Source organism: Brevibacterium sp. JSBI002 (genome assembly GCF_026013965.1).
In the GTDB taxonomy this organism is placed as follows: domain Bacteria; phylum Actinomycetota; class Actinomycetes; order Actinomycetales; family Brevibacteriaceae; genus Brevibacterium.
In genome coordinates this window covers 1329378-1353873 of record NZ_CP110341.1, presented here as the reverse complement: position 1 = coordinate 1353873, position 24496 = coordinate 1329378, and the positions used below count along the sequence as shown (strand labels likewise).

Annotated in this window: 21 protein-coding genes; 7 read left to right on the top strand and 14 right to left on the bottom strand. The window is 66.2% G+C overall.

The features are described from left to right. Positions 1 to 48: 48 nt before the first annotated feature. The 7 genes from LJ362_RS06060 to mtrA form a co-directional block, all read right to left on the bottom strand. Positions 49 to 1290, bottom strand: a complete 1242-nt coding sequence (locus LJ362_RS06060; RefSeq protein ID WP_264801248.1) for a winged helix-turn-helix domain-containing protein — start codon at positions 1288 to 1290, stop codon at positions 49 to 51. An 86-nt stretch (positions 1291 to 1376) separates the two neighbouring features. Next, positions 1377 to 2039, bottom strand: a complete 663-nt coding sequence (hpf, locus tag LJ362_RS06055) for a ribosome hibernation-promoting factor, HPF/YfiA family (RefSeq protein ID WP_264801247.1) — start codon at positions 2037 to 2039, stop codon at positions 1377 to 1379. Between the two features lie 66 nt (positions 2040 to 2105). Continuing rightward, positions 2106 to 2828, bottom strand: a complete 723-nt coding sequence (locus LJ362_RS06050) for a ComF family protein (protein WP_264801246.1) — start codon at positions 2826 to 2828, stop codon at positions 2106 to 2108. A 134-nt stretch (positions 2829 to 2962) separates the two neighbouring features. Beyond that, the gene (locus LJ362_RS06045) at positions 2963 to 4693 is read right to left on the bottom strand and encodes an LpqB family beta-propeller domain-containing protein (RefSeq protein WP_264801245.1); all 1731 of its coding nucleotides are present in this window, start codon (positions 4691 to 4693) and stop codon (positions 2963 to 2965) included. Continuing rightward, positions 4690 to 6201 (bottom strand): MtrAB system histidine kinase MtrB, encoded by a 1512-nt coding sequence (gene mtrB, locus LJ362_RS06040; RefSeq protein ID WP_264801244.1) that lies wholly within the window; start codon positions 6199 to 6201, stop codon positions 4690 to 4692. The genes LJ362_RS06045 and mtrB overlap by 4 nt, the downstream gene beginning before the upstream one ends. Continuing rightward, positions 6129 to 6632, bottom strand: a complete 504-nt coding sequence (locus tag LJ362_RS06035) for a hypothetical protein (protein WP_264801243.1) — start codon at positions 6630 to 6632, stop codon at positions 6129 to 6131. Before LJ362_RS06035 ends, mtrB begins: the two co-directional genes overlap by 73 nt. Beyond that, positions 6629 to 7309 carry an MtrAB system response regulator MtrA gene (gene mtrA, locus LJ362_RS06030; RefSeq protein ID WP_264801242.1) on the bottom strand — a complete coding sequence of 227 codons (681 nt, stop codon included), beginning with the start codon at positions 7307 to 7309 and terminating at the stop codon, positions 6629 to 6631. The genes LJ362_RS06035 and mtrA overlap by 4 nt, the downstream gene beginning before the upstream one ends. A 332-nt stretch (positions 7310 to 7641) precedes the next feature. Here mtrA and LJ362_RS06025 point away from each other — a divergent pair, with 332 nt between their 5' ends. From LJ362_RS06025 to LJ362_RS06005, 5 genes are read left to right on the top strand one after another with little or no spacing between them, the layout of a single operon-like run. Further along, positions 7642 to 8691, top strand: a complete 1050-nt coding sequence (locus tag LJ362_RS06025) for a hypothetical protein (protein WP_264801241.1) — start codon at positions 7642 to 7644, stop codon at positions 8689 to 8691. After that, positions 8688 to 9380, top strand: a complete 693-nt coding sequence (locus tag LJ362_RS06020; protein ID WP_264801240.1) for a hypothetical protein — start codon at positions 8688 to 8690, stop codon at positions 9378 to 9380. The genes LJ362_RS06025 and LJ362_RS06020 overlap by 4 nt, the downstream gene beginning before the upstream one ends. Before the next feature lie 31 nt (positions 9381 to 9411). Further along, positions 9412 to 10671 (top strand): DUF4350 domain-containing protein, encoded by a 1260-nt coding sequence (locus LJ362_RS06015; RefSeq protein WP_264801239.1) that lies wholly within the window; start codon positions 9412 to 9414, stop codon positions 10669 to 10671. Continuing rightward, the gene (locus LJ362_RS06010; RefSeq protein ID WP_413774231.1) at positions 10668 to 11753 is read left to right on the top strand and encodes an AAA family ATPase; all 1086 of its coding nucleotides are present in this window, start codon (positions 10668 to 10670) and stop codon (positions 11751 to 11753) included. The genes LJ362_RS06015 and LJ362_RS06010 overlap by 4 nt, the downstream gene beginning before the upstream one ends. Beyond that, on the top strand, positions 11754 to 13040 hold the full coding sequence (locus LJ362_RS06005; protein WP_264801238.1) for a DUF58 domain-containing protein: 1287 nt from the start codon (positions 11754 to 11756) through the stop codon (positions 13038 to 13040). A gap of 41 nt (positions 13041 to 13081) precedes the next feature. Here the strand turns inward: LJ362_RS06005 and LJ362_RS06000 are convergent, their stop codons facing one another. Further along, positions 13082 to 14080, bottom strand: a complete 999-nt coding sequence (locus tag LJ362_RS06000) for a stage II sporulation protein M (RefSeq protein ID WP_264801237.1) — start codon at positions 14078 to 14080, stop codon at positions 13082 to 13084. 113 nt (positions 14081 to 14193) lie between these two features. Here LJ362_RS06000 and LJ362_RS05995 point away from each other — a divergent pair, with 113 nt between their 5' ends. Continuing rightward, a complete protein-coding gene (locus LJ362_RS05995) occupies positions 14194 to 15018 on the top strand; it encodes an RDD family protein (RefSeq protein WP_264801236.1) in 825 nt (274 codons plus the stop codon). Between the two features lie 120 nt (positions 15019 to 15138). Here the strand turns inward: LJ362_RS05995 and ahcY are convergent, their stop codons facing one another. From ahcY to LJ362_RS05980, 3 genes are all read right to left on the bottom strand, one after another. Then, entirely contained in the window at positions 15139 to 16599 is a 1461-nt protein-coding gene (gene ahcY, locus LJ362_RS05990; RefSeq protein WP_264801234.1) for an adenosylhomocysteinase, read from the bottom strand. A gap of 171 nt (positions 16600 to 16770) precedes the next feature. Continuing rightward, entirely contained in the window at positions 16771 to 18255 is a 1485-nt protein-coding gene (gene manB / locus LJ362_RS05985; RefSeq protein WP_264801233.1) for a phosphomannomutase/phosphoglucomutase, read from the bottom strand. Beyond that, positions 18252 to 18608 carry a DUF3499 domain-containing protein gene (locus tag LJ362_RS05980; RefSeq protein WP_264801786.1) on the bottom strand — a complete coding sequence of 119 codons (357 nt, stop codon included), beginning with the start codon at positions 18606 to 18608 and terminating at the stop codon, positions 18252 to 18254. The genes manB and LJ362_RS05980 overlap by 4 nt, the downstream gene beginning before the upstream one ends. 87 nt (positions 18609 to 18695) lie before the next feature. Between LJ362_RS05980 and LJ362_RS05975 the strand changes: the two genes are divergently transcribed. After that, positions 18696 to 19058 (top strand): metallopeptidase family protein, encoded by a 363-nt coding sequence (locus LJ362_RS05975; RefSeq protein ID WP_264801232.1) that lies wholly within the window; start codon positions 18696 to 18698, stop codon positions 19056 to 19058. Positions 19059 to 19159: 101 nt separating this feature from the next. Here LJ362_RS05975 and LJ362_RS05970 read toward each other — a convergent pair whose 3' ends face one another. From LJ362_RS05970 to LJ362_RS16885, 3 genes are read right to left on the bottom strand one after another with little or no spacing between them, the layout of a single operon-like run. Then, positions 19160 to 20617: a DUF5719 family protein gene (locus LJ362_RS05970; RefSeq protein ID WP_264801231.1), complete on the bottom strand. Its 1458-nt coding sequence runs from the start codon at positions 20615 to 20617 to the stop codon at positions 19160 to 19162. Further along, positions 20614 to 23715: a glycosyl transferase gene (locus LJ362_RS05965; RefSeq protein WP_264801230.1), complete on the bottom strand. Its 3102-nt coding sequence runs from the start codon at positions 23713 to 23715 to the stop codon at positions 20614 to 20616. Before LJ362_RS05965 ends, LJ362_RS05970 begins: the two co-directional genes overlap by 4 nt. Then, on the bottom strand, positions 23712 to 24152 hold the full coding sequence (locus tag LJ362_RS16885) for a WhiB family transcriptional regulator (protein ID WP_320109154.1): 441 nt from the start codon (positions 24150 to 24152) through the stop codon (positions 23712 to 23714). The genes LJ362_RS05965 and LJ362_RS16885 overlap by 4 nt, the downstream gene beginning before the upstream one ends. Positions 24153 to 24496 lie beyond the last annotated feature (344 nt).

Below are 24496 nucleotides of genomic sequence, written 5' to 3'. Positions count from 1 at the left end.
CCTAATCGGCATGTCTGCCGGACAACGACTCGAACGACTGTATAGCCCCTAGCTTAATGGCAGGTGAGTACCTTCGAGGTCCACGGCGGTCAGGCCCAGCCACGCAGCCATCGTCATGAGCTCGTCCGTCAGCTCGGTGATGTGCTCCTCCCCCGGCTCCCATGTCACCTGGTGAGCACGCAGGATGCCCGCCGCCCGATCCCTGTGCAAGTCGACTCGCCCGACGAGGCGATCACCGAGGAGGAACGGAGTGACGTAGTAGCCGTGCACACGCTTGGCCGCCGGGGTGTAGATCTCGATGCGGTAGTGGAAGTCGAAGAGCCATTCGATGCGCGGTCGGTAGAAGATCAAGGGGTCGAACGGCGCCAGCAACGCTCGGGCATTCACGGTGCGCGGGGTCCGAGCCTCATGCCATTTCAAGGCGGGGACACCTTCGACGTCGACTTCACGCAGCTCTCCTGAGGCGACGAGTTCGGTGATGGCGGCGTCGGTCGGTGCCCGCCGCTGCCGAAAGTAGTCGGCGATGTCCTCGGGCCGGGAGATGCCCAGGGCACGTGCCGCGATACGGGTGAGTTCGAAGACATTGTTCTCGACCCCGGATATTCCGCGTGGCAGCTCCGCATTCGGGTCCAGCCCCAGCCGAGGATCATCCGGCGGCCCGTAGTCCAGCGGCAGCTGCGGCAGCTCGGGTGAGACGTCTCGGGCCAGAGCATAGATGCGTTCGAAGTGGTCGTTGCGTCCGGAGGCGCTGATGACTCCACCGGCGAACAGCGCTTCGAGGGCGACTTTCACCTGGCTGGGATTCCAGCCCCAGTGCCCGCGGTGGATCTCCGGCAGGTCGTGGTCGACCACCTCGGCGACTTCCCGTGCCGTCATCGGCCGGGTGGACAGGGCGGTGAGGACGCGAGTCTGGAGGTTTCGGAACTCCTCGCCGGTCGCCGGGTGGCGCTGTCCGAAGTCGTTGCGCCACCATTCGCTGTGGGCGCGGGCGAAGTGCTTCCATGTCTGCGGCGGCACGAAGGCCGCGGCGTGTGCCCAGTACTCGACGCCCATGCGCGGAGAAGAGTAGAAGAGACGGTCCAGGGTCTCCCGCGGATAGGGCCCCAGGCGGGAGTAGAAGGGCAGATAGTGGGAACGGACGACTCTGGCGACCGAGTCGATCTGGGTCAGTCCCATGGTGGCGAAGACAGTCTTGAGGTGTCGAGCGGTGACCTTTGCCGGTCGCGGTCTGTCCAGTCCTGTCGCTGCGATCGCCGTCCTGCGGGCCGCGGCCCGTGTCATCCTCTGCATACCCCAACGCTATACCCCAATTACTACCTGACGGCGGCCCAGCAACCTCGCGCGAGGTTGCTGGGCCGCCGTCAGGTAGTAATTGGTCAGTCGATGGCTTCTTCGAGGTCGTGGTCGAGGGCGATGACTCCGTAGCTCCAGCCCTTACGGCGATAGACGACGGACGGCTTGCTCGACTCTTCGTCGATGAACAGGTAGAAGTCGTGTCCGACGAGCTCCATTCTGTTCAGTGCCTCTTCGATGCCGATGGGCGACGCGGTGAAGGTCTTCTCTCGCAGCACCACCGGCGAATCGCCTTCGGCCTTGATGCGACCGTTCGTCTGATCGACGCTCTGGTCCCCTGCAGACTTCGCGTCGCCGGCGTCCGCATCGGGAACCATCGGTTCGGCCACCGGCATCTTCGCCAGCACCTCGGCAGTGGATTCCTTGCGGTGATGTCCCGACCGCGGCACCTTGTGCCGGTCCCTCGCTCGCCTCAGTCGTTCGACGAGCTTCGCCCATGCCAGATCGAGTGCCGCATATTTGTCGCTTGCCATGGCCTCTGCCCGAATTGCCGGCCCTTTCGCCACTACCGTGAGCTCGACTCGCTCGCTCGTCTCAGGCTGGCGGGAGTTCTTCTCGTGTGTGACATGCACTTCGACACGCTGAGCGCGAGGGGCAAGCTGCTCGACCTTGGCGATCTTGTCCTCGATGTGGGCTCGAAAGCTGTCGGAGATGGTCAGTTGACGGCCGTTGACAACAATGTCCATGATGTGTCCTTAGCGACTCGCTCGTCGGATTCATCCGATCCCATGCCCTTGGATGGGTAAACACCGTTATACAGTAAAGGGAGAGACAAATCGAGTGCCCCCGCGACCGAGACCGAGAACAGCTCCTACAGCGGGTCTGATCTGCACCGATGCTAGCAGACGTGCGCTTTCTGCCAAGGTTGCGCCGGTGGTGGAGAAGTCATCGATGAGCAGGTCCGTCGGCGCGGATTCGGTGCCCGACACGGAACCCGCTTCCGAGATCTCAGCGAGTCTCCTCCGGTCCAGATATTGGGTCCGCTGCGCATTCTCAGCCCGCTCGATCGCCCCGAGTCCGACCTGGTCACGCGATCGTTTCGCCGCGAGCACATCGTGGACTTCCAGAGGCAGCTCCGGCGACAGTTCCTTCGCCCGATTCGCCAGGGCCGCCGTATGCGATCCGCCTCGACGACGTCTGGCCCGATCCGAACTTGGCGCCGGAAACAGACGGATCGCCCCACCCGAGTAGCCGGTGAGGTCGAGGGCGGCGACGATCGAACGGGTCAGAGCCAGGGCCAAGGGGTCGAGGATGTCCCGGCGCCCGTCGTCTTTGAAGCCGACGACCATCTTCGAGATCTGCGAGTTGTATTCGCAGACCCCGACGATCGGAATCGTGCCGTAGCGTGGTTCCATCGCCCGCGGGATCCCACCGAGCAGCTGCAGGCAGCGGGTGCACAGGGACACGTTCTCCCGCCCGCAGCCGGCACACCGACGAGGCAGGAGCAGTTCGCCGAACTCCCCGAGCAGCCCCATGGGAGCAATCTACCCCATGCCCACACCAGTGCGACGGCACGGAACTGCGTTCCCAGCTGCGCACCGCCGCCCGACGGCTCAGCAGGGAACGGATTGTCTCCGCGGCTCAGCAGAGACAGGCACTGCAGCGTGGGTCAGCCGGGATAGGAGGGATCCTTCGCTTCGACGTCGACGAGTTTCTGCCAGGCGTTCGAGTTGTAGCTGTACAGCGCGCTATCGGAACCGGTCACCAGGATCGAGCGTCCGTCGACTCCGCCGGCGATGCGGCTTCCGTCCGAGACCTCGCCGAGCTGTTCGGCAGGTCCGGTGACTCCGATGCGGAACGGCTGCGCAGTTTCGCCTTCTTCAGCGGCCAGAGCCACGAGAGACGTCGAACCAGCCCATGAGACGTCCTTGATCTCGTCGAAGTTCGCACCCACTTCGATCGGCGTTTCGGAGACATGTCCGGACGGATTGCCCGCCTTGTCCCTGGGGATGCCGACCACATCGATGCGATCCGGCTCGCCTTTGTTCCGACTGAGCAGAGCGACACGAGTGCCGTCTCGGGAGACCTCGATATCGATGAGCTGCCGACCATTGAGGAAATCGGCGGCGACGGTGGAGGATTTGCCGTCACGCCCGACAGCCTTGAGCTCGCCCTTGTTCTCGGCCTCACCCGTCCACGTCGTGTTGACGCGGTCGATGCTGGGTCGCACGAGCTTCTTGCCCTTGATGATCGGAGTGGCGTCGACGGCGTCGGACTTCAACCGCATGAGCTGCTTGCCGTCGTCGGCCAGATAGACGTAGAGCGAGTCGTCCAAAGACACCGCGGGATCGCTCGCTTTCGCCTTCTTCAGATTCGGACTGTTCTCGACCTTCGCCACGGTCGTGCCCGAGACCCGGGAGAGGTGGTCATCTGCGAGGACCACGGGAGGCCCGTCCACCTGGACAGACGTGTCGGTCTTCGGCTGCAGGCTGGCCGGAACCGTCTGTCCGCCGATGCTCAGATCGATTGCCGAGATCGAGGGAATGACCTGCAGGGTGGTCGCGATCTGCTGACGGATCAGTCCCTTTTCGCGGTCGGACGGGGCCGGGTTCTGCGGCCCCAAGGCCACATGGGCGACGCCGTTCTCGATCGTCACCACGTTCGAATCCGAATCGCTGAGCTTTGCACCATCGGGGATCGAGGTGATCACCGCTCCCGAGAGGTAAGGGGCGGGTCCGCTGAGCAGCTCGTTCATCAGCACCGTCGGAGTCGAGGAGGACCTGAGGAACCAGCGGGAGTCAGGGACGAGATATGAATAGTCGGAGGTGAAGAACTGCAGCGAATAGTTGAGGAAGATCGTGCGGAAATCGGTCTGGCTGATGAGCAGGCCATCCGGCGCCGAGGAGATCCTCCACTCCCCGTTCTCCTGCCGCAGCGAGAATTCAAGGGAGGACCGAGTGCCCGGTTCGGTTGAGGTGTACACGCCGGAGGAATCGACGAGACCGACGACCGGAGGCGAGATGCTCATCGTCTTCTGATCGGAGGTCGTCCCGACGTTCAAGGAGTCGAGGTCTGTGTCATTGGACAGAACCGACACCGATTCCTGCGGGCTCCATTCCTGTGCCTCGCCTTCGGTGAGGAATGACCGAGCCACGGAGAAGTTGTTGCCGGCGCCCGCTCCTGCCCGGAGGAATCCGCGCACGATGTCCGATGGGCTGTCGCCGGGTTCGGGACCGTCGGGGATCCGCGCGTTGTTCGCACTCGCATCCCCTGAGTCGTCTTCGATATGGCCTACAGGTGATGACGTCGGGATCGACGAGCAGCCGACGAGGGTCAAGGCCGTGAACACGGAGATCAGCATGGTCTTCACCTGCAGCCCTCTGTGCTTCGTGCGCATCATGACCGTCCTCCTTCACCGTCGTCTATGCCGTCACCGTCCAGGTCCGGATCGCGCAATTCGGTGGATCGCTCCCCCGTTTCGCGCGCGTCTGTCTCGGAGCCGTTGACCGCGGCGATGTCCGCTTCCTCGGCGTCCGGCTCATCGGCCGACGCTGACGAGGCGACCGTCGTGCTCGTCTCGGACGATGACGACCGTGTGGCCGCCTCGGCGACGGTTTCGCGGCTGTCTCCGAGCATCTCCGGCTCGGTTTCGACGACGATCGGGATCGACCCGGTCTGGATGCGGACGGAGCCGTCTGAGGACAGCGGTCCCGCCACGAGCGCGGAACCGCGGATCTGCGCATCGCGAGGCGGCAGGGGCAGAGGCGAGGAGGTGATCTCCTGATCGGGACGCCGGGGAATCGTCAGCCGGAAGCACGACCCCTCGCCGAGTTTGCCCCAGACCTGCAGCCAGCCGTTGTGCAGGTGCGCGTCCTCGAGCGAGATCGCCAGGCCCAGACCCGACCCGCCGAGGGTGCGCTTGCGTGCCGGATCGGCACGCCAGAACCGGTCGAAGACGTGCTCGACCTGCTCTTCGTTCATGCCGACTCCGTGGTCGCGCACGCTCACGGCCACTGCCTCGGCGTTGGAGGCGACATAGACGTCGACGGGGTTGTTCTCACCGTGTTCGATGGCGTTGACGACGAGATTGCGCACGATCCGGGTGATCCGCACCCGGTCGACCTCGGCCATGACCGGGGAGGACGGGGCGTGGACGACGATGGCTGTGTCCATCTGTTCGGCCACCATCGACACTGTTTCGATCACCGAAGTCACGATCGCTCCGATATCGACGGGTTTGGGCACCAGCGCCGCCGCACCGGCATCGTAGCGAGAGATCTCCAGCAGGTCGGAAAGCAGATTGTCGAACCGCTCAGCCTGCGAGTTCAGCAGCTCAGCGCTGCGCGCGGTGACCGGATCGAGATCGTCGCGGGAATCGTAGATGAGGTCCGCGGCGGCACGGATCGTCGTCAGGGGCGTCCGCAGTTCGTGGGAGACGTCGGAGACGAACTGCCGCTGCAGCACCGACAGCCGTTCCATCTGCTCGATCTGGTGCTGGAGGGTGTCGGCCATATCGTTGAAGCTCTCACCGAGGACGGCGATCTCATCGTTGCCGTGGACTGGCATGCGTTCGTCGAGGTCACCATCGGCGATGAGCCGGGCCACCTCAGCCCCGGTGCGCACCGGGGTGACGACGAGTCGGGTGACGATCCAGGCGACGGCACCGACGAGGACGACGAGAACGAGGGCCGCGACGAACATCGACCGCTGCACGAAGTTGAGCGTGTCCTGCTGTTCGCTGAGGTCACCGAGGTAGTAGAGCTGGAACTGGCCGGCGCCCGGGATCTGCAGCTCCTGAGTGATGAGCAGACCCGGCCCGGTCCCGTCGGGCAGGCTTACCGACTGGTAGAGCTTGTCGTCGGTCGGGGCCTTGCGGATGGCGTCGCGGAGCTCATCGGAGACGGGCACCTGAGGGGCCTCACCGTCCTCGTTCGACCGCCGGCGGTGATCGTCGCGAAAGAGGAGTTCGGGTCCTTCGGCTGCAGGGTCAGCGAATACACCGACCCGGCCGAACGGTTGTAGATCGATGACAGCTGCGAACTCAGCGTGTCCTGGGTGACCGCCTGTCCGTCGACGGGGGCCAGAGAGCGCAGTTCGGCCAGGATAGACCGGGTCTGAGAGGACAGGGAATCCAGGCGGGTGTCGAAGAGACCTCGGGCGATCTGCTGGGACATATAGGTTCCGACGCCGAAGATCGCCACCGAGGTGAGCACGATCGTGAGCACGACGATGCGAACTTGCAGGGAGTGGCTGAACGATCGGAGTATGAAGTTCCAGAACGTCTTCAGTGCCGAGGCCGCGGTGCGGACGGGTCCGCCCGCGGCTGACTCGGAAGTCACGCGGCTCGGCCGGCCTTATAGCCGACGCCGCGGACGGTGACGATGATGTCCGGCTTCTCCGGATCGCGTTCGATCTTCGACCGCAGACGCTGCACATGGACATTGACCAGTCGGGTGTCGGCGGCATGACGGTAGCCCCACACCTCTTCGAGCAGGGTCTCGCGGGAGAACACCTGCCACGGCTTGCGGGCCAGCGCCACGAGGAGGTCGAATTCGAGAGGGGTCAGCGACACCGGGGATCCGCCCTTGGTCACCGTGTGGCCGGCGACGTCGACGACGACATCGCCGACTGTCAGCAGCTCGGGAGCCTGCGGTTCGGAGATCCGCAGCCGAGCGCGGACACGGGCGATGAGCTCCTTGGGCTTGAACGGCTTCGGCACATAGTCATCCGCACCGGATTCGAGGCCGAGGACCACATCGACGGTGTCGGACTTCGCCGTGAGCATGATGATCGGCACCGTGGAGATCTCACGGATCTCCCGGCACACTTCGAGTCCGTCCTTGCCAGGCAGCATGAGGTCGAGGAGCACGAGATCCGGATTGACCTTCTGGAACTCTTCGAAGGCCTGGTCTCCGGTGGCGCAGAAGAAGGGCTCGAAGCCTTCGCTTTTGAGCACAATTCCGATCATTTCGGCCAAAGCCGTGTCATCATCAACTACGAGGATTCGAGCGTTCATGCTCCCATTGTCCCTTATGTTCGCGTGTTCTTCGGTTCTCGACACTCCTAGCCTATCGGGCGTGGTCGACTGCCTCACGCACCGGATCCGCCGACAGCAGTGGCCGACGCTTCAGCCGCTGCCCCGCACCGCCCCCTGCAGAGATTCGATAACGAACCGCGACCGACCGCCGAAACCAGCCTCCCAACCTCCCTGCAGGCCGCTCCTCAGACCGTCCTGCGGTCCGTCCCCGGACCGCCCCCGAACGCCAAGGATCGACAGGGCCGACGCGCACCGAATCCGACAGGGAGGCCTCTCGGCACTCGCCGGCGAATCATGGCAGGATTGGCGTGATGGGACAGACGAATGCATGGACCTCGGCGGTCGACTGGCGCACCGGCCGGTGGCAGCGGCGTTCGCCGTCCCCGCCCTCCCGCGGGTGGCAGCCGCCTCCCCCACGCGGTCTCCTGCCCAAACGTCCGCTGACTTTCATCGAGGCGCTGGATTCGGGATTCCGCCTGCTGCGTTTCGTCCCGAGTCTGTCCATCGGCTCCTCTCTCATCGTCTTCTCCCTCTGGAGCCTGCTGCTCACCGCGATCGGCGCCCTCATCGCAGTGCAGTTCCTGCCGTTCTTCAACGACCTCAGCGGCAATGAAGATGCCGCCTCCGGTTTCATCGCCCTGGCCCAGCTGGGTTCGGTGGCACTGAGCCTGCTCAGCCTCGGTTTGGCCCATCTGCTCTCCGGCATCATCGCCACCGGAACCCGCGCCTCCTTCGGCGCCCGCAGGACCACACTGTCGATGGCGTGGAAGTCCCTGTCCGGTCGCCGATTGCGCCTCATCCTGGCCACCCTGCTGATGAGTGGAATCAACCTCGGACTGCTGTTGGCCCTCACCGCCCCGACGCTGCTGTTCCTCGGTGCCGATTCGGCGATCCTCGCCTTCGTCTGGGCCGCATTGGCCGCCCTGCTGTGGTTCGTCGCGCTCATCTGGGTCAACCTGCGCTTAGCATTCCTCGGTTCGGCGATCGCGGTCGAGGACCTGAGCATCCGTGCCGGACTCCGCCGTTCTTGGAAACTGACCGGGCGCGGCTTCTGGCGGATGCTCGGCCAGCTGGCGCTCGGTTACTTCCTGTCCAATCAGCTCGTCCAACTCGTCATCACCCCGATCATCTTCATCATCTCGGTTCTCCTGGGCGTCGGCATGACGACGACCACCGACTCGACGACGGCGCAGGCGGGCATCGCCATCGTCTCCGTGGGTCTGCTGCTCGCACTCACGCTCATCTCCGCCGCCGTCCTCTTCGCCTATTTCGCCTGCCTGGTCACAGTCTGCTTCTTCGATCAGCAGATGCGCTCGGAGGGGCTCGACCTCGTCCTCATCCGCGCCGAGGAGGACCGATGATCCTCTCCCCCATCACCGAGGCGGCCGGCCACCTCCACACCGCCGCGTCCTCCCAGCCGGGCGCGCTACAGCTTTGCGCCGCCGCGGCGAACATCGACCGCGACACCGGCCGCGAATGGGTCGAGCACGAACTCTCGAAACCGGAATACGCCGCCAACGACCTCACCCCCTTGGAACGGATCGGTCGGTGGCTGTCCTCCCTGTGGGATTCGCTCGTCAGCGCCGCCCTGGGCGCGAACTCCCCTTGGCTGCTCATCGTCGTCGTCCTCGGCCTCGCCGCGATCGTCGCCCTCATCGTCTGGCGCGTGCGTCGGTCCGGCTTCCGCCGCGTCGGCGTCCCGCTGTCCGCATTCGATCCCGTCGTCTCCCAGCCGGAACCGGGCCCGTGGCGCGAGAGCGCGGCCCGTGCCGCTCAGGCCGGGGACTTCGAGACCGCGGTCATCGACGAGTCCCGAGCGATCTTCGCGGTCCTGTCCGTCAAGCAGATCGTCTCGCTCGAGTCCTCGGCCACAGCGAGTGAGATCGCCCGTTCCGCCGAGGCGGCCCTGCCCGAGCACGGACCCGCCGTCCACGATGTGGCCGAGGTCTTCAACGACTCCGCTACGGGGAGGAGACCGCGGCGAAGACACGTGCCGACCGCAGCCTCGGCGAGGTCTATGCGGATCTGTGCGCGCTCGACCGGTCGCTGAGCGCGCTGCCGGTCCGCCGGGAGGCAGCCGTATGAGCGCACAGTTGGATGTCGCCGCCCGCGGCACCCGGTCGACCTCGCGGATTCCGCTGCGCGCTCGTCTGCGGTCGGCTGCGGTGTGGATCGTCGCGGCCTTCGTCATCCTCGTCACGGTGATCGTGCTCGTGCTGCTGACCGGTGACGAGGAGTCCGCAGAGCCCCTGCACTATGACTCGACTGAGCGCACCGGCACGAAGGCGCTCGTCGAAACCCTGCGCGACCATGACGTCGATGTCACCACCACCGAGGATCAGGAGCAGGCCCGCTCGGCCGCCGCCCGGCCCGACACCACCCTGCTCATTCCCGCGAACGCCGCGGCGCTGTCACGCGGAGACATCGCCGGCCTCGAGTATGCTCTGCGCACCCACGGCAACCGGCTCGTCCTCGTCGATCCCGGTCCGACGGTGTCGGAGTTCACCGACCGGATCACCGTCAACGACAATCTCAGCCCGTTGGCCGCTCCGGAGGCCACGTCCGCGCCGTCCTGCGACTCCCCGATCGCCCGCAGCGCCGGTGCCGTGTCCACCGGAGAGGTCGAATACGCGGAGACGACGAAGGGCACCGAGGGGATCACCGCCTGCTACCCGTTCGCTGGCCCCGGGGTCGCTGAGATCGACGGCACCGAGGTGGCTCCCAGGTCTGCGCGCGGACAGTTCGTCACCGATTCGGGCGGTTCCGTTCCGCTGACCGTGCTCGGCAACCTCGACTGGGTGACCAACGAGAACATCGATGAAGAGGGCAATGCCTCCCTCGTGCTCTCGCAGCTGTCCCAGACGCAGAACCTCGTCGTCTACTATCCGACCTTCGACGGTTCTGGGCAGGAGCAGTCGCCTCCGTCGACGATCGATTTCGTGCCCGGCTGGTTCCTCGCCGGAGTCCTGTGGCTGGTCCCCTGCCTGCTCGTCCTGCTGCTCGTCATCGGTCGCCGGTTCGGGCCGCTGGCTCTCGAACGTCTGCCGGTCATCGTGCCGGCAGTGGAGACCGTGCACGGCCGGGCCGCCCTGAGCTCGCGCAGCTACGATCGCGACGGCGCGCTGCACACTCTGCGGGCCGGAGCACTGCTGCGCATCGCCAAACGACTGGGCCTCAGCCCCGATGCCCGCACCCCCGACATCATCGCTCGCATCGCGACCGTCACAGGAGCCGAACCGGGCCGTCTCCACCATGTCTTAGTCTCCGCGTCGGCTCACACCGACGCCGAACTCACCGAACTCGTCCATCAGCTCACCCAGATCGAAAGTGAGATCCCATGACCCAGCCGCCCCAGGGCCCCACGCACCCTCAGGAACCGGTTGCCCCTCACCTGCCGGCCGCACCACGCTCCCAGGAGCCGGTGGCGCCGCAGGCATCCGCCGCGGGCAGCATGCAGACGCCGCAGGCTGAGCCGGACCCGGTCCGGGAGGCGTTCACCGGTGTGCGCACCGAGATCGCCAAGGCCGTCGTCGGCCAGGACCAGGCAGTGACGGGAATGCTCATCGCACTGCTGTGCCAAGGTCACGTGCTTCTCGAAGGGGTTCCCGGAGTGGCGAAGACTCTGCTGGTGCGCAGCTTCGCCGCCGCGGTCAGCCTGGACAGCTCCCGCGTGCAGTTCACTCCCGACCTCATGCCCAGCGATGTCACCGGTTCGCTGGTCTACGATGCTTCCGCCTCGGACTTCTCATTCCGTCCCGGCCCGGTTTTCACGAACATCCTCATCGCCGATGAGATCAACCGCACCCCGCCGAAGACCCAGTCGGCCCTCCTCGAAGCGATGGAGGAGCATCAGGTGTCCGTCGGGGGACGCTCACGCAAGCTGCCCGAACCGTTCCTCGTCGCAGCCACCCAGAACCCCGTCGAATACGAAGGCACCTATCCGCTCCCGGAGGCTCAGCTCGACCGGTTCCTCTTCAAGCTCGTCCTCGACCTGCCCGGACGGGATCACGAATTCGAGATCCTCGACCGCCATGCCCGGGGCTTCGACGCCGGGTCCCTGGCCGCGGCAGGTCTGCGTCCGGTCGCCGATGCCGAACTCATCGGCCGGGCCCGCGAAGCCATCGCCAAGATCTACATCGCCCCGCAGATCATCACCTATATCGTCGACGTCGCCCGAGCCACCCGCCAGACCCCGTCCCTGGCCTTGGGCGTCTCACCTCGCGGAGCGACGAGGATGCTCGGAGCCGCCCGCGCTCATGCGTGGCTGAGCGGTCGGCACTATGTCACCCCCGATGACGTCAAGGCTCTGGCCCATATGTCGCTGTCGCACCGGGTCATCCTGCGCCCCGAGGCGCAGATGGACGGTCGGGACGTCGGTCAGGTCCTCGATTCGATCATCGCCACCACCGAAGTGCCCCGCTGAATGACCACCCGACTGTTCCTGCTCTCCCTTCTCGGTCTCGTGCCGATCATGCTGGTGCCCTCATGGCCGACGGCCATGATCGTGGCCGGGGTGATCGTCCTGGCAGCGGTTCTCGATTTCTTCTTCGTCCCCCGGATCCACGGGTTGGAAGTCCAGCGCACACCGGGACCGATGGTCCGCCTCGGCGACAGCACCCACAGCACGCTGACTCTCATCAACGGGACCGGCCGCCGGCTGCGCCTCCACGTCCGCGACGCCTGGGTACCGAGTGCCGGGGCGATCGAGACTCGTTCTCGTCACGTGCTGGAACCGGGTGAGCAGACAGAGGTGATCACCGAGCTGGAGCCGACTCGACGAGGCGCGCTGCCCGCCGATCTGGTGACCGTGCGCAGTCGCAGCGTGCTCGGGCTTCTCCAGCGGCAGAAGAGCATCGATGTTCCCACCTCTGTGCGTGTTCTGCCTCCTTTCGTGTCCCGGCGGGAACTGCCGTCGAAGACGCAGAAGCTGCGGGAGCTCGAGGGACAGTCGGCGGTGATGATCCGCGGAATGGGCACGGAATTCGATTCGCTGCGCGACTATGTCGACGGTGACGATGTCCGGTCGATCGACTGGCGGGCCAGCGCCCGCGCGCAGAACCTCGTGGTCAAGACCTGGCGGCCGGAGAAGGATCGTCGCGTCGTCATCGTCGTCGATTCCTCCCGGTTCGCCGCCCGTCGCTGTGGCGCGGGAACGGTCTTCGACGCCGCGCTCGAGGCATCACTGCTGCTGACGGCTCTGGCCACAGGTGCCGGCGATCGGGTCGATGTCATCGTCGCCGATGCCCGGGTGCGGGCCGTCGCGTCGAGCCATCGGGCTCATGATCCGGTCCATGACCTGTCGGTGGCGCTGACGCCCGTGTACCCGGAGCTCTACGAGGCGAACTGGGAGTCGATCGCCGCGGCAGTTCTGCAGACCTCCCGGCAGCAGGCGCTCGTCGTCTTGGTCACTCAGCTCGACGAGGCGACAATAGCCGAGGACATTCTGCCCGTGCTGCCGACACTCACGACTCACCACCGGGTCGTCGTCGCCGGAGTCGAAGATCCCGCGCTTGCGGATCTGGCTGCCCGGCGCGGCGACGTCGACGACGTCTATACGGCGGCGGCCGCCGAGGCCGAGATGCTGGCAGCGGCGTCGCTGCAGTCTCGGCTGCGCGGACTCGGCGTCTCCTCCGTCCAGGCTCTGCCGGAGAAGCTTCCCGGAGCGCTGGCCGATCTCTACATCCGACTCAAGGTCACCGGCGGACTGTGACCACGAACCCGCTCAGCGGCGAACTGTCAGCGACAACTTGATCAGCGATCGGTGGAGATGACCGAGTATCCGGCATGATGCTCGTCGAGATCGGCGCTGAGTCCGGCTGCGGCGGCGCGCTTGCCGAAGTGCCACGCGTAGACGACGACGGCCGCGGTATAGGCCACGCCGATGGCGATCTTGACCGCCGGCGGAATCGGGTTCGGGGTCACGAATCCCTCGATGAGTCCCGAACCGAACAGCAGCAGCACGAGACCGCCGGCAACGACGAGCAGCGACCGCGCTTCGGAGGCGAGCTTGTCGCGACGCAGCCTGGGGCCCGGCACCACCCAGGCGAAGAAGAGACGCAGACCTGCGGCAGCGGCGAGGATGATGCAGCTGATCTCCGGGATCCCGTGCGGAAGGATGTAGAGGAAGAAGTCGGAGGCCCGGTCGAACTCGAACATCATCGCCCCGGAGAAGCCGACGTTGACGGCATTCGAGAACAGTCCGACGATGACATAGCCGCCGGTGATGCCGAGGAGGACGAACTGGACGGCGATCCACGCGTTGTTCGTCCACACGCCGACGGCGAAGAAGCCGTTCGGGTTCTCTTTGTAATAGTCGACGAAATCGTGTTCGGCGAACTGCCGTCGGAACTCTCGATCCCCGAAAGTCTCGAGCACTTCCGGGTGCGTTCCCGCCCAGATGCCCGACAGAACGGCGACGGCGAGGAATCCAGCGGCCACGATGACGAAGTCCCACCGCAGCCGGTACAGCGACAGCGGCAGACTGATGACGAAGAACCGTGCGAACCCGGACAGTCCTCCGCTGGGCACGGACGAAAGATGATTGCGGGAGCGGTGGACGATCGCCGAGAGCCGAGCGGCTTCGAGAGAGTCCGGGGCCACCGTCGTGATCCGCGACAGATCCTTCGAAGCGGTCCGGTAGAGCTCGAGGAAACGGGTCGTCTGCTCGGGTGTCAGGGTGTTCTTCTTCGCCAGTGCCGAGAGCTCCAGCCAGTCATCACCATGCAGCTGGGCCAGCAGGTTCGGATCCATCCCTCCACCCTATCGGAGACCACGCATGAGCACCTCCGACGCGACGAGAGGCTCACGGCATGCTCTCGGCGAAACGACTGCCTCGGACCGCGGCGATATGACACGATGGTCGGGTGAGTACTCTGATCACCGGTGAAGCCGTCGAACTCAATGTCCAACCGGCCGCTCTCGCGGCGCGGGCATTGAGCTGTCTCGTCGACTACATCGTCTATTCGCTGGTGAATATCGGTCTGCTCATCGCCATGTTCTGGCTCATGCTCGAGGTGCTCGATCTCAACGGGCTGCTCCTCGGTTCGCTCATGACCGTCATGACGATCTTCGTGTTCGTGCTGCTGCCGATGCTCGTCGAGGTGCTCAGCCACGGTCGCTCGCTGGGCAAGCTCATCCTCGGGCTGCGTGTGGTCCGCGACGACGGCGGTGCGGTCCGGCTGCGCCATTCCTTCATCCGCGCTCTGCTGTGGCCGTTCGAGATCGTCTCCAGCGGCGGCGGCATCGCGGCGCTGTCCGGTCTCCTCTCACCGCAGGCCAAGCGCCTCGGCGACTATCTGGCCGGAACCATCGCTGTCAGCGAACGCAGCCGACCTCTGCCGCCCATGCACACCCATGTGGCCCCTCATCTGCACGAGTGGCTGAACCGCACCGACGTGACAGCGATCCCCGACGGTCTGCATCGGCGCATCGTCGCGTTCCTCGCCATGGCGCCCCAACTCGGTGCGGAGTCGAGGTGGCAGCGAGCGATCGAGCTCGCCACCGAGCTCAATCCCTATGTGGCTCCTGCCCCGCCGGAGGGAACGTTTCCCGAACAGTTCCTGTCCGCGGTCATCCATCGGCAGCGCATCGCCGAAGTCGAGAAGCAGCGCCGTCGGACCGACCGTGCGAACGCTTTCCGGTCCGGAGTCGACACGCTCCCCCACGGTCTCAGCCTCACCCGCCGCTGACGACGCAGTCTGACTGTCCGCCGCTGACGATGCGGCTCGACTGTCCTCGGTCGGCGGAGCGGTCCCGGACTTCGACCGAGTTCGCCCGCTCCGCCGCCGGACCGAACCGGCAGTGCTCGATCAGTACCGGTAGTGCTCGGGTTTGAACGGTCCTGCCACGTCGACGCCGATGTATTCGGCCTGTTCCTTGCTCAGTTCCGACAGCTTCGCCCCGAGAGCGGGCAGGTGCAGGCGCGCCACCTTCTCGTCGAGCTCCTTCGCCAGCCGGTGCACCGAGTTGCCATAGTCATCGTGGGCGTGCCACAGCTCGATCTGGGCGAGCACCTGATTGCTGAATGACGCACTCATCACGAACGACGGATGGCCGGTGGCGTTGCCGAGGTTGAGCAGGCGCCCTTCGGAGAGGACGAGGAAGTCCGTGCGGTCGCGGCCGAGTCCCGCCTCCGCGGGCACAGGCACACTCCACTCGTGAACCTGCGGTTTGATCTCGATCTTCTCCACGCCGGGCAGGCGGGACAGCCCTGCCAGGTCGATCTCCTCGTCGAAGTGGCCGACGTTGCCGACGATGGCGCCAGGTTTGAGAGTCTGCAGCACATCGACGTCGAGGACCCGGGTGTTTCCGGTCGTGGTGATGATGATGTCGGCTTGGGGAGCCACCTCGGCGAGGAGGTCGACCTGGTAGCCGTCCATCGTGGCCTGCAGCGCACAGATCGGATCGATCTCGGTGACGATGACGCGCGCACCCTGCCCGCGCAGCGCCTCCGCGGCACCCTTGCCGACGTCGCCGTAGCCGATGACTACGGCGATCTTTCCGCCGATGAGGACATCGGTGGCGCGGTTGAGTCCGTCGGGCAGCGAATGGCGGATGCCGTAGCGGTTGTCGAACTTCGACTTCGTCACCGAGTCGTTGACGTTGATGGCGGGGAACGGCAGAGTCCCCTGTTCGGCGAGGCGGTAGAGGCGGTTGACTCCGGTCGTCGTCTCCTCGCTCACGCCCTTGATTCCGGCGGCCAGACGGGCGAAGCGTCCGGGGGCCGCCTCGATGGACGCGGCGATCTGCTTGAGCAGGACCTTGAACTCCTCCGAGTCCTCGGCGCCGGCGGTCGGCACTCCCCCGGCGGCTTCGAATTCGGTGCCCTTGAGCACGTACATGGTGGCGTCGCCGCCGTCGTCGAGGATGAGGTTCGGTCCGTCCGCGAAGTCGAAGATCTCGTCCGCGGCCCACCAGTACTCTTCGAGGGTCTCGCCCTTCCATGCGAAGACCGGGACGCCGGCCGGGGCCTCAGGGGTGCCGGAGCCGACGACGACGGCCGCGGCGGCCTCGTCCTGCGTGGAGAAGATATTGCAGCTGGCCCAACGGACGTCTGCACCGAGGGCGACGAGGGTTTCGATGAGGACCGCGGTCTGCACAGTCATGTGCAGGCTGCCGGCGATGCGGGCACCGGCCAGCGGAGCCGTCGAGGCGTATTCCTCACGCAGCGCCATGAGGCCCGGCATCTCCCTTTCGGCGAGGCGGATCTGGTGTCGGCCGGCCTCGGCCAAGCTGAGATCGGCGACCTTGAAGTCAGTGGAATCGAGCACGGTACCTCCATACGGCGGGCTGTCTGATCGGCTTCGAGTCTATTGCCGGGCTGGCGGCTTGTCGCGTCATGCTCGTTCTGCGGACAGCGAAGATTGTCGGCGGCAGGTCATATCCCTAGCGCCCTATTGCCGAGAAACGCAAGCAGAGAACCGGCTGCCGTCGATCCGGTTTCAGGCCCGAGCGTTGACGAAGTCCGTGACCTGGCGGGTGAGCGCGTCCACCTGCGCCGAATCGGCCGCTTCGACGTTGAGCCGGACAAGGGGTTCGGTGTTGGACTTGCGCAGGTTCACCCACCAGTCCGCACCCTGCAGGCCGATTCCGTCGAGGTCATCGACCGTGTTTTCGGGGAACTCGCCGGAATGCGCGACGAAGTCGGCGAGCACAGCGTCGGGATCGGTGACGGTGAAGTTGATCTCCCCCGACTGCACGAACCGGTCATAGTCGGCAACCAGCCGGGAGGCGGGCGCGCGTGACTCGGCGAGGGCGGCGATGAGGTGACAGGCGGCGAGCATCCCCGAGTCCGCCCCGAAGAACTCATCGAAGTAGAAGTGAGCCGAGTGTTCGCAGGCGAAGACGGCTCCAGTTTCGCGCATGAGCGTCTTGATTCCCGAATGGCCGACCTTCGACCGCAGTGCGTGTCCGCCCGCGGCGGTGATCGTCTCGGCCACGCTGCGGGAGGTGATGAGGTTATGGATGACAGTGGGTCGGTCGTCGCCGAGTGCCCGGGCCCGTGCGATCTCGCGTTCGGCGACGAGTGCGCCGACGGCCGAGGCCGACATCGTCGCGCCGGTCTCGTCGATGAAGAAGCAGCGGTCGGCGTCCCCATCGAAGACGAGACCGAGATCGGCGCCGTTGTCGACGACAGCGCGTGCCGCGTCGACGAGGTTCTCGGGTTTGAGCGGGTTCGCCTCGTGGTTGGGGAAGGTCCCGTCGAGCTCTGTGAAGAGGCCGATGACGTCGAACGGCACCGAGGCGGCTCCCGCGTCCGTGCCGAAGACCTCCCCGAGGAGGCGCCCGGCCATTCCGTTTCCGGCGTCGAGCACGATCGACAGTCCCGTGACCTCATCGACGCGGGTGAGTTCGCGGATCCGTGCCGCGTACTGCTCCCGCATCCGGGATGCGGCAGTCTCGTCTTCGGCGATGGTCCGGCCGTCGGCCTGCGGTGCGGTGATCGCGAGTTCTCTGACTCGCGAGAGTCCGGAGGCCAGGCTGACTCCGGCGGCGCGGGGTCCGCAGATCTTGATTCCGTTGTAGTCGGCGGGATTGTGGCTGGCCGTGATCATGGCGCCGGGCAGATCGATGATGCCCGAGGCGAAGTAGAGCTGATCGGTCGAGCACAGGCCGAGCAGGACAGCTGTCGAACCGGCGGCGTCGACTCCCGCGGCAAAGGAGTGGGCGAAACCGGGAGAGCTCGGGCGCATATCGTGGCCGATGACCACCTCGGTGGCGGTGTGGATCTCTGCCATGGCTCGGGCTGTGGCCCAACCGAGGGCGAACAGGATGTCATCGTCGAGCTGGTCGGGAATGCGACCGCGGATGTCATAGGCTCCGACGGCGGCGTCGAGGGCGGCCGTCCGGGCCTGTCCGAGTTCGGAGTCGATAAGGATCTGCTGTGCGAGTTCGATTCGGGTCGAGCTCGGCTCGCGGTGGCTCATGAGTCGCCGATGATGCGCAGGTGACCGTGTCGACGTCCCGAGGCGGCCGGATCGTCGGCCGGTCCCGGTGCGGTTCGGGCCGGGGTCTGATCGGCGCGATCGGCGGCTTCGCGGACGGCGTCGGCGATCGCCAGCAGGTCGTCATGGCTGCGTTCGGGCGGGGCCTGCCCGGAGTCGATCCGGATGAGCTGCCAATCCACGGGCGGGGTCAGCTTCGCTGCATGTTCGGCGCACAGGTCATGAGCGCCCGGTTCGGCGAGCCTGCCCAGAGGTCCGATGACGACGGTCGCATCGGCGTGCACGTACGTCATGGTGGCGGCTGCGGGGCGCGAACAGCTGACTTTTGAACACATTCTCACGGCTGACACAGTCCTACACTCTACACGCCGCGCCCCGCCGATTCGCTCAGGCACGGCGGCGCGCCCGTAGAATGAAGTGCTATGAGACCAAGGCGACATCGCGACCGACATGGGCGGGGTCTGCGGTCTCCGCTGCACCGGGCCGAGGTGCCCGCACGGCTGAGTCGGGCGGAGAGTTTTGCGAAGGTCGCGGCCGCCGAATTCGCCCGCGTGCGCAGGCACGAACCCGTTCTCCTCGCCGAGGTGGTGCTGGCCGTCGATTCCGTGCCGCCGGCGAGTTCGACCGAACCGAGCTTCGGCCGCGTGTTCCCGGCGGCCGGGGACCGTCCCACCCATATCGTCCTCTATCGACGGGTGATCGAAGATCATGCCGGGGCTGAGGCCCGGGATGCACTCATCGCCGAGGTGGTCGCGGACCAGGTCGATATCCTCCGTCGCACCTGAGATCGACTGTTCCAGCTGAGTTCCGCCAACACCGCAGAAGCTCAGCTCACAGGTGCTCGGTTCGAGGGACTCCCGTTCACGTGTACTCCGAGCACGGGACCTCAGCCGAGCCGGATATCCCGGTAGGCCACGCCTGCCGGGGCAGGCGCGGGGACGACCGTGGAGATTCCGTCCTCGGTGGTCACGACGAGTGTCGCATGCACCCCATCGGCCTGTGAGCCCGAGGCTTGGGATCCCTTGAGGACGAGTGCGCGCACCGACTCCTCGGAGACGTCGCTCGGATTGAGCACGGTGGTTCCCGTCGGGTTGAGGTCGATCGATTGAGGATCGGTCAGCGTTCCGTCGTCGAGCATTCCCTGCACCTGCACATGTCCCTGACCGGGAGAGAGGTTCAGGGAGGACTCGCCGGTGCGAGGAAGCGCCAGAATCTGGGTCTCTGCGAGGGAGTCGGTCGACGGGATGCTGCCGAAGTCGGAGGCTCCCTTCCCACCGTCTTTGCGAATGAAGGCTCCGGCCTGGACGCGCTGAGAGGATTCGACGACGAGGCTCGTGGCGTCGAGATCCCCGAGATCGGCCTCGGCGACACCGCGGCCGACAACGGTCATCGAGGAACGGGGAATGTCGATCTCTCCGTCCGGCCCGTACGCCTTCAGTGACACCTCGGCGAGGTCGCTGCTCGGGTTCGCGACCCGGACTCGCACATCCTTGCCGCTGAGCCCGGTGAGCACCTGCTGGCGATCGGCCCCTGCCCCACCGGCCGCGAGGTCGATGCCCTGCGGCTTGAGTCCGTCGAGGACGGTCTCCTGGACGGAACCGGCCAGGACCCCGCCGTCGACGGTGACGTCGACGGCAACGGCCTCTGCCCCTCCAGCCAGACCGCCCAGCGGGACGGCACGCTGCTGACCGGCCTTGATGCTCAGCTCGGTCGGTTCGGCGGATTCGCCGCCCGGGGTCATGAGCGCAACCTTCGCCTGGACGGGAACGTCTCCCGGGTTGCTCAGCAGCAGCTGCGAGTTCGAGCCGGTGGCTCCGGATCCGGCGACGATCCGGAAGCTGCTCGATGCCTGGGAGCAGGTGAGGGTGGCGAGGCCCGTGAGGTCACCGGAGCTGCCTTCGACGGTTTCGAGGCCGGTCGTCAGGGCCGGAGCCCCGGGGCGGGCGAAACCGGTGACGAGCTTCGTCGAGTCGATGCTGTCGTCTCCGGAGACGAAACCCTGGCCGGAGGGATTGTCGAAGTCGATCGAACCGCCGAGATCGGCAACCTGGAGACGAGCCGAGGAGGTCGATCCGTCTGCCGCTCCGATCGGTGCAGAAGCGGAGACGACCCGGGTCGAGACCTTCGAATCGTCGACGAATTCGGCGTCGGTACCCTCGGCTTCTCCTGCTGTGAGCAGGGGGCCGGGACAGACGACGCGGGTGTCCGCGGTGGGCATGCGCACCTGTTCCGGACTGCGGTCCAGCGTGCCGGGGGTCAGCGGGGTGAGGAACGAGGTCATGGCCACGAGCACCCCGGGCACGGCGATGGCCGTGAAGGTGACGATGCTGCGCTGGTGCTTCATGCCTGCTGCTCCTCACGGCCGGTCTTCCGCGTCACATTCCCCGCCCGGCCGAAGGGGATGGCGACGATGAGGCTGAGCAGTCCGAGCACCCATCCGGCGATGACGCCGATCGGGTAGAGGGGTGAGTTCAGCGAGATCTCGACCGTTCCTCCGGCTGCGGGGAGGTCGAATTCGCTTGCCCATGCCTTTTCGCCGGGTTTCGGCTGCGGCAGCGGCTCACCGTCGATGCTCGCGGTGATGCCGTGCGCTGCATCGGCGATGGTCAAGATGCGCCCTTCCTGACCGGCCGGCACCGTTGCGGTGGTGCCTTTCATCACCGCCGTTGACACCTTCCCTTCGGCGTCGCGGATGAGGAATCGGCCGCTGTAGGGTTTGTCGACGCGCCACAGCTGTCCGGACGAGGTGGGTCCGACCGGCAGGAGGCCTTCGGAGACGGCTACCGAGTTGGTCAGGCTGCCGGCATCGGGGCCGACGAGGACGAAATCGACTCCGAGTTCGCCGAGGATGCTGCCGAGGTCACCGGCGTCATCGGCTGAGAGCGCGGACGCAGCCTGAGCCACGAGCACCTGGTCGGGGGTGATCGGCAGCGGGCGGCGCTGCCACGGCCGCCCTCCCACGGTTTCTGCCGAGGTCACCGTCGATGTGCCCAGCACCGTGCCGTCGGCGGAGGCGATGAGGGTGGCCAGAACTTCTCCGTCGACATTGTCCAGGCGGAGGGTGCGCGCTCGGGTCTCCCCCGCGGCGCGGTCAGCGGCCAGTGCGGGGACGTTGCTGTCGGAGGTCGCGGTGACCGCTTCGGGCGAGGATACGGCCCGTCCGGCGCCGATGGCGATGAGCCCGATGGCCGCTGCGGTCACGAGTCCGACAAGGCCGCGCATCGGCAGCCGGCCGGATGCCGCGGAGGCTCCCTTGGCCGCACTCTTCGCAGAGGACGAACCGGTGTCTCGGCTGCGCCCGGGGCGGCGACCGACGGTGCGGTCGGCGCCGAGGGACAGCAGCAGGATCGACCCCAGGCTGACCAGAGTCAGTCCCGCTGCGGGGTATGAGGCGATGAGGTGGAACGGTCCCGTCTCCGCGGGCAGATGCACCTGGATCGCGGCGAGGATGAGACCGCCGACGTAGAGTCCGACCGCCCAGGTCAGGCGGGAGAGTTCGAGCCGGGCCTCGATGAGGGTGAAGAAGGCCAGGATGAGCATCGGCAGCATCAGGACCGGAGCCCAGAGCTCGAGGGTGCCGGCAGAGACCCCGCCGAAGCCGAGATCTGAGATCAGCTTCGTCAGCCAGGACATGTCGAGCGGAGCGGGAAACCCGACGGCGAGCAGATAGGTCGGGGCGGATTCGGTGGCCGTGGTCTGCCCGGGCATCGTGAGAAGAGTTCCCGGCTCGCGGACGACTGCCCACAGCCACGCCCAGCCCAGGAACACGGTCGGGGCGAGCAGCCACAGATGGCGCAGACCGCGACCCGCCGCCAGAAGCACCGCGGTGCCGAGGACCATGACGAGCAGGAGCAGTGGAATGCCTGCGGTGATGACGAACAGCAGCAGACCGGTGCCGGCTGCCGCGGCGATCGATCCGGTCGTCAGGCTGCGGCGCAGAGTCAGCACCGCCAGCGGCGCACAGATCCAGACGAGGATCACACCGAGGCGGCCGTCCGACAGCGCGGCCGTGAACAGCGGAGACGCGATCCACAGCAGTGCGGCGAAGCCGCGCACCCACCGCCGCGCCAGCACACTACCCGCGCCCGCGTACGCGGTCATGGCAGCCAGGATCGGCGCGACCAACAGCAGGGAGCGGACCATGACATCGACATGGCCGAAGAAGAGGAGGGAGAGCACGCCGAGGACGAGGTGGTAGGGGTCGGCCGGCACCGCCGCACCGGTCGAAACGTCGAGGTGACGCCCGAGGAGACGGTCGACGATCTCACCGAAGCCGATATCGGTCGAACCCAGGGCGCCGCCGTCGAGGTGGCCGGGGCCGAAGAGTCGGAAGCTGATGACCCCGCTCATCAACACGGCGGCGAGGATCACATAGGTCAGGGGTGCGCGCAGCAGACTGGACCCGCCGGAGATCTCCAGACGGGAGAAGGAGTCGATGGCCTCTTCAGTGTCGCCGACCGGGTTGAGTTCGGCATCGGCATCGAGACCGCCGGTGGGAACCTCGGCCGGGCGAGAGTCATCGCTCTCACCGCTCATCGTCCGGCGTTGAACGGCGAGTTCTTCGTCATCGGCGTAGAGCGCGGCGACATGTCCGGTGTTCGAGCGTCTGGCCACACGGTTGCGACGGGCGTTGGCGCGTCTCAGCGGGGCGGTGGTCGACACATCTGCGGGAAGACCGATGAGCGCACCGAAGTGCCACCCGACAGGTCGGTAGTTATTCGACAGCAGCCCGCCGAAGATGCGGCCGAGGTGGCCGAGCGCCAGAAGGCAGAACAGTGAGACCAGCCCCTGACCGGCGAGGCTGAGGCGGTAGCGCTGCTCAGTCCGGATCTGAGTGTTCGACCTCGGTGGGTGGGGCGACGAGCCGAGTCGGGCAGCGGACGCAGCCGAGATCTCCATCCGCGCACGCGGGGCCAGCAGCACGCGGGCGCCGAGGTCGCGCAGACGACGGGAGTATTCGAGACCGGAATAGGCGGGGCCGAGAACTCGGGACGGTGCCCCGATGCGCTCGAGTTCGGTGGTGGCTATGAGCAGGCCCGGCAGGTCGAGACCCAGTGTTTCGATCTGACTGTCGCGCTGGCCCTGGTCGATCTCCCCGGGGCCGACGGGGTTGAAACGCTCCCCTGCCGAGGTGGTGCTCACTCCGGCGGAGACGATGCGGCCGGAGCACATGAGCTTCGGTCCGACGGCGGCGATGGATTCCGTCTCCCCGATGGCGTCGAGCAGCTCATCGAGGCAGTCTGGTTCGGGACGGGAGTCAGGGGTGAGGAACCACAGGAAATCCGATTCCGCGATCTCCGGCATCTCACCGGCTTCGCGGACCGTCCGCCCCCCGAGATCCACCACGGGGATCTCGGGGTAGTGCGGACGCAGAGCTGTTTCGAGCTCGACCTTGCTGGCATCGTCGCCGGAGACGACGACGATAGTGACGGCTTGACTCACACGACCTTTTTCTTGAGCCGGCGGCGTTCGCGTTCGGACATTCCGCCCCAGATGCCGAAGCGCTCATCGTTGGCGAGAGCATATTCGAGGCAATCGGAACGGACGTCGCAGGAGGCGCAGACCCGCTTGGCTTCACGAGTCGATCCGCCCTTCTCCGGGAAGAACGCCTCGGGGTCGGTCTGAGCGCAGAGGGCCTGGTCCTGCCAGGACAGTTCGCCGTCGTCTGCGGCTCCCAACAGCAGGGACAGCGGAGAGACGGCGGAGTTGTCCGGCGGCAACGGCGTCAGATCACTCGGATCGACGGCGAGCGGATCCGGCAACGTCTCGGGTGTACGTGCTCCCGGCTCGATGAACCAGTCTTCGGCACGGCGGGAGGTGACTCCCGGTGCGGCGGTGAAGTCTTCTCTCTCCCGCCATTCTCTCTGTGCACTTTGCACGGTTTTCCCCTTTCTCACGCTCGAGCAGGTCCAGTACCGTGACTGAGGCGATCAGTCCGATGTCCGGTCGAATCCTGAAGGATCCCTGCTCGGCGCGTTCCCCTTAGGTATAAATTACACGCGTGTCATTACCGCCCCGTCAAGCCCTTATGGAGTATCGAGACACCCCGTGAGACGCTATTCGAACATGCGTTCACATGCACACGCGCCCGGTACCCCATATGTAGGTCACGGCCCGGTCATAAGGCACAACCTGTGGGATTCGCCTGAGCAAACCTGGAGAATTTAGAAAGTGGGCACCCACAATGGGATTATGGAGAGATGAGAGTGGAATCACCGGTGGC

Excerpts from the sequence above, each read along its gene's own strand:
- LJ362_RS06060 (WP_264801248.1), bottom strand. The coding sequence starts at position 1,290 with ATGCAGAGGATGACACGGGCCGCGGCCCGCAGGACGGCGATCGCAGCG.
- hpf (WP_264801247.1), bottom strand. The coding sequence starts at position 2,039 with ATGGACATTGTTGTCAACGGCCGTCAACTGACCATCTCCGACAGCTTT.
- LJ362_RS06050 (WP_264801246.1), bottom strand. The coding sequence starts at position 2,828 with ATGGGGCTGCTCGGGGAGTTCGGCGAACTGCTCCTGCCTCGTCGGTGT.
- LJ362_RS06045 (WP_264801245.1), bottom strand. The coding sequence starts at position 4,693 with ATGATGCGCACGAAGCACAGAGGGCTGCAGGTGAAGACCATGCTGATC.
- mtrA (WP_264801242.1), bottom strand. The coding sequence starts at position 7,309 with ATGAACGCTCGAATCCTCGTAGTTGATGATGACACGGCTTTGGCCGAA.
- LJ362_RS06025 (WP_264801241.1), top strand. The coding sequence starts at position 7,642 with ATGGGACAGACGAATGCATGGACCTCGGCGGTCGACTGGCGCACCGGC.
- LJ362_RS06020 (WP_264801240.1), top strand. The coding sequence starts at position 8,688 with ATGATCCTCTCCCCCATCACCGAGGCGGCCGGCCACCTCCACACCGCC.
- LJ362_RS06015 (WP_264801239.1), top strand. The coding sequence starts at position 9,412 with ATGAGCGCACAGTTGGATGTCGCCGCCCGCGGCACCCGGTCGACCTCG.
- LJ362_RS06010 (WP_413774231.1), top strand. The coding sequence starts at position 10,668 with ATGACCCAGCCGCCCCAGGGCCCCACGCACCCTCAGGAACCGGTTGCC.
- LJ362_RS06005 (WP_264801238.1), top strand. The coding sequence starts at position 11,754 with ATGACCACCCGACTGTTCCTGCTCTCCCTTCTCGGTCTCGTGCCGATC.
- LJ362_RS06000 (WP_264801237.1), bottom strand. The coding sequence starts at position 14,080 with ATGGATCCGAACCTGCTGGCCCAGCTGCATGGTGATGACTGGCTGGAG.
- manB (WP_264801233.1), bottom strand. The coding sequence starts at position 18,255 with ATGAGCCACCGCGAGCCGAGCTCGACCCGAATCGAACTCGCACAGCAG.
- LJ362_RS05980 (WP_264801786.1), bottom strand. The coding sequence starts at position 18,608 with ATGTGTTCAAAAGTCAGCTGTTCGCGCCCCGCAGCCGCCACCATGACG.
- LJ362_RS05975 (WP_264801232.1), top strand. The coding sequence starts at position 18,696 with ATGAGACCAAGGCGACATCGCGACCGACATGGGCGGGGTCTGCGGTCT.
- LJ362_RS05970 (WP_264801231.1), bottom strand. The coding sequence starts at position 20,617 with ATGAAGCACCAGCGCAGCATCGTCACCTTCACGGCCATCGCCGTGCCC.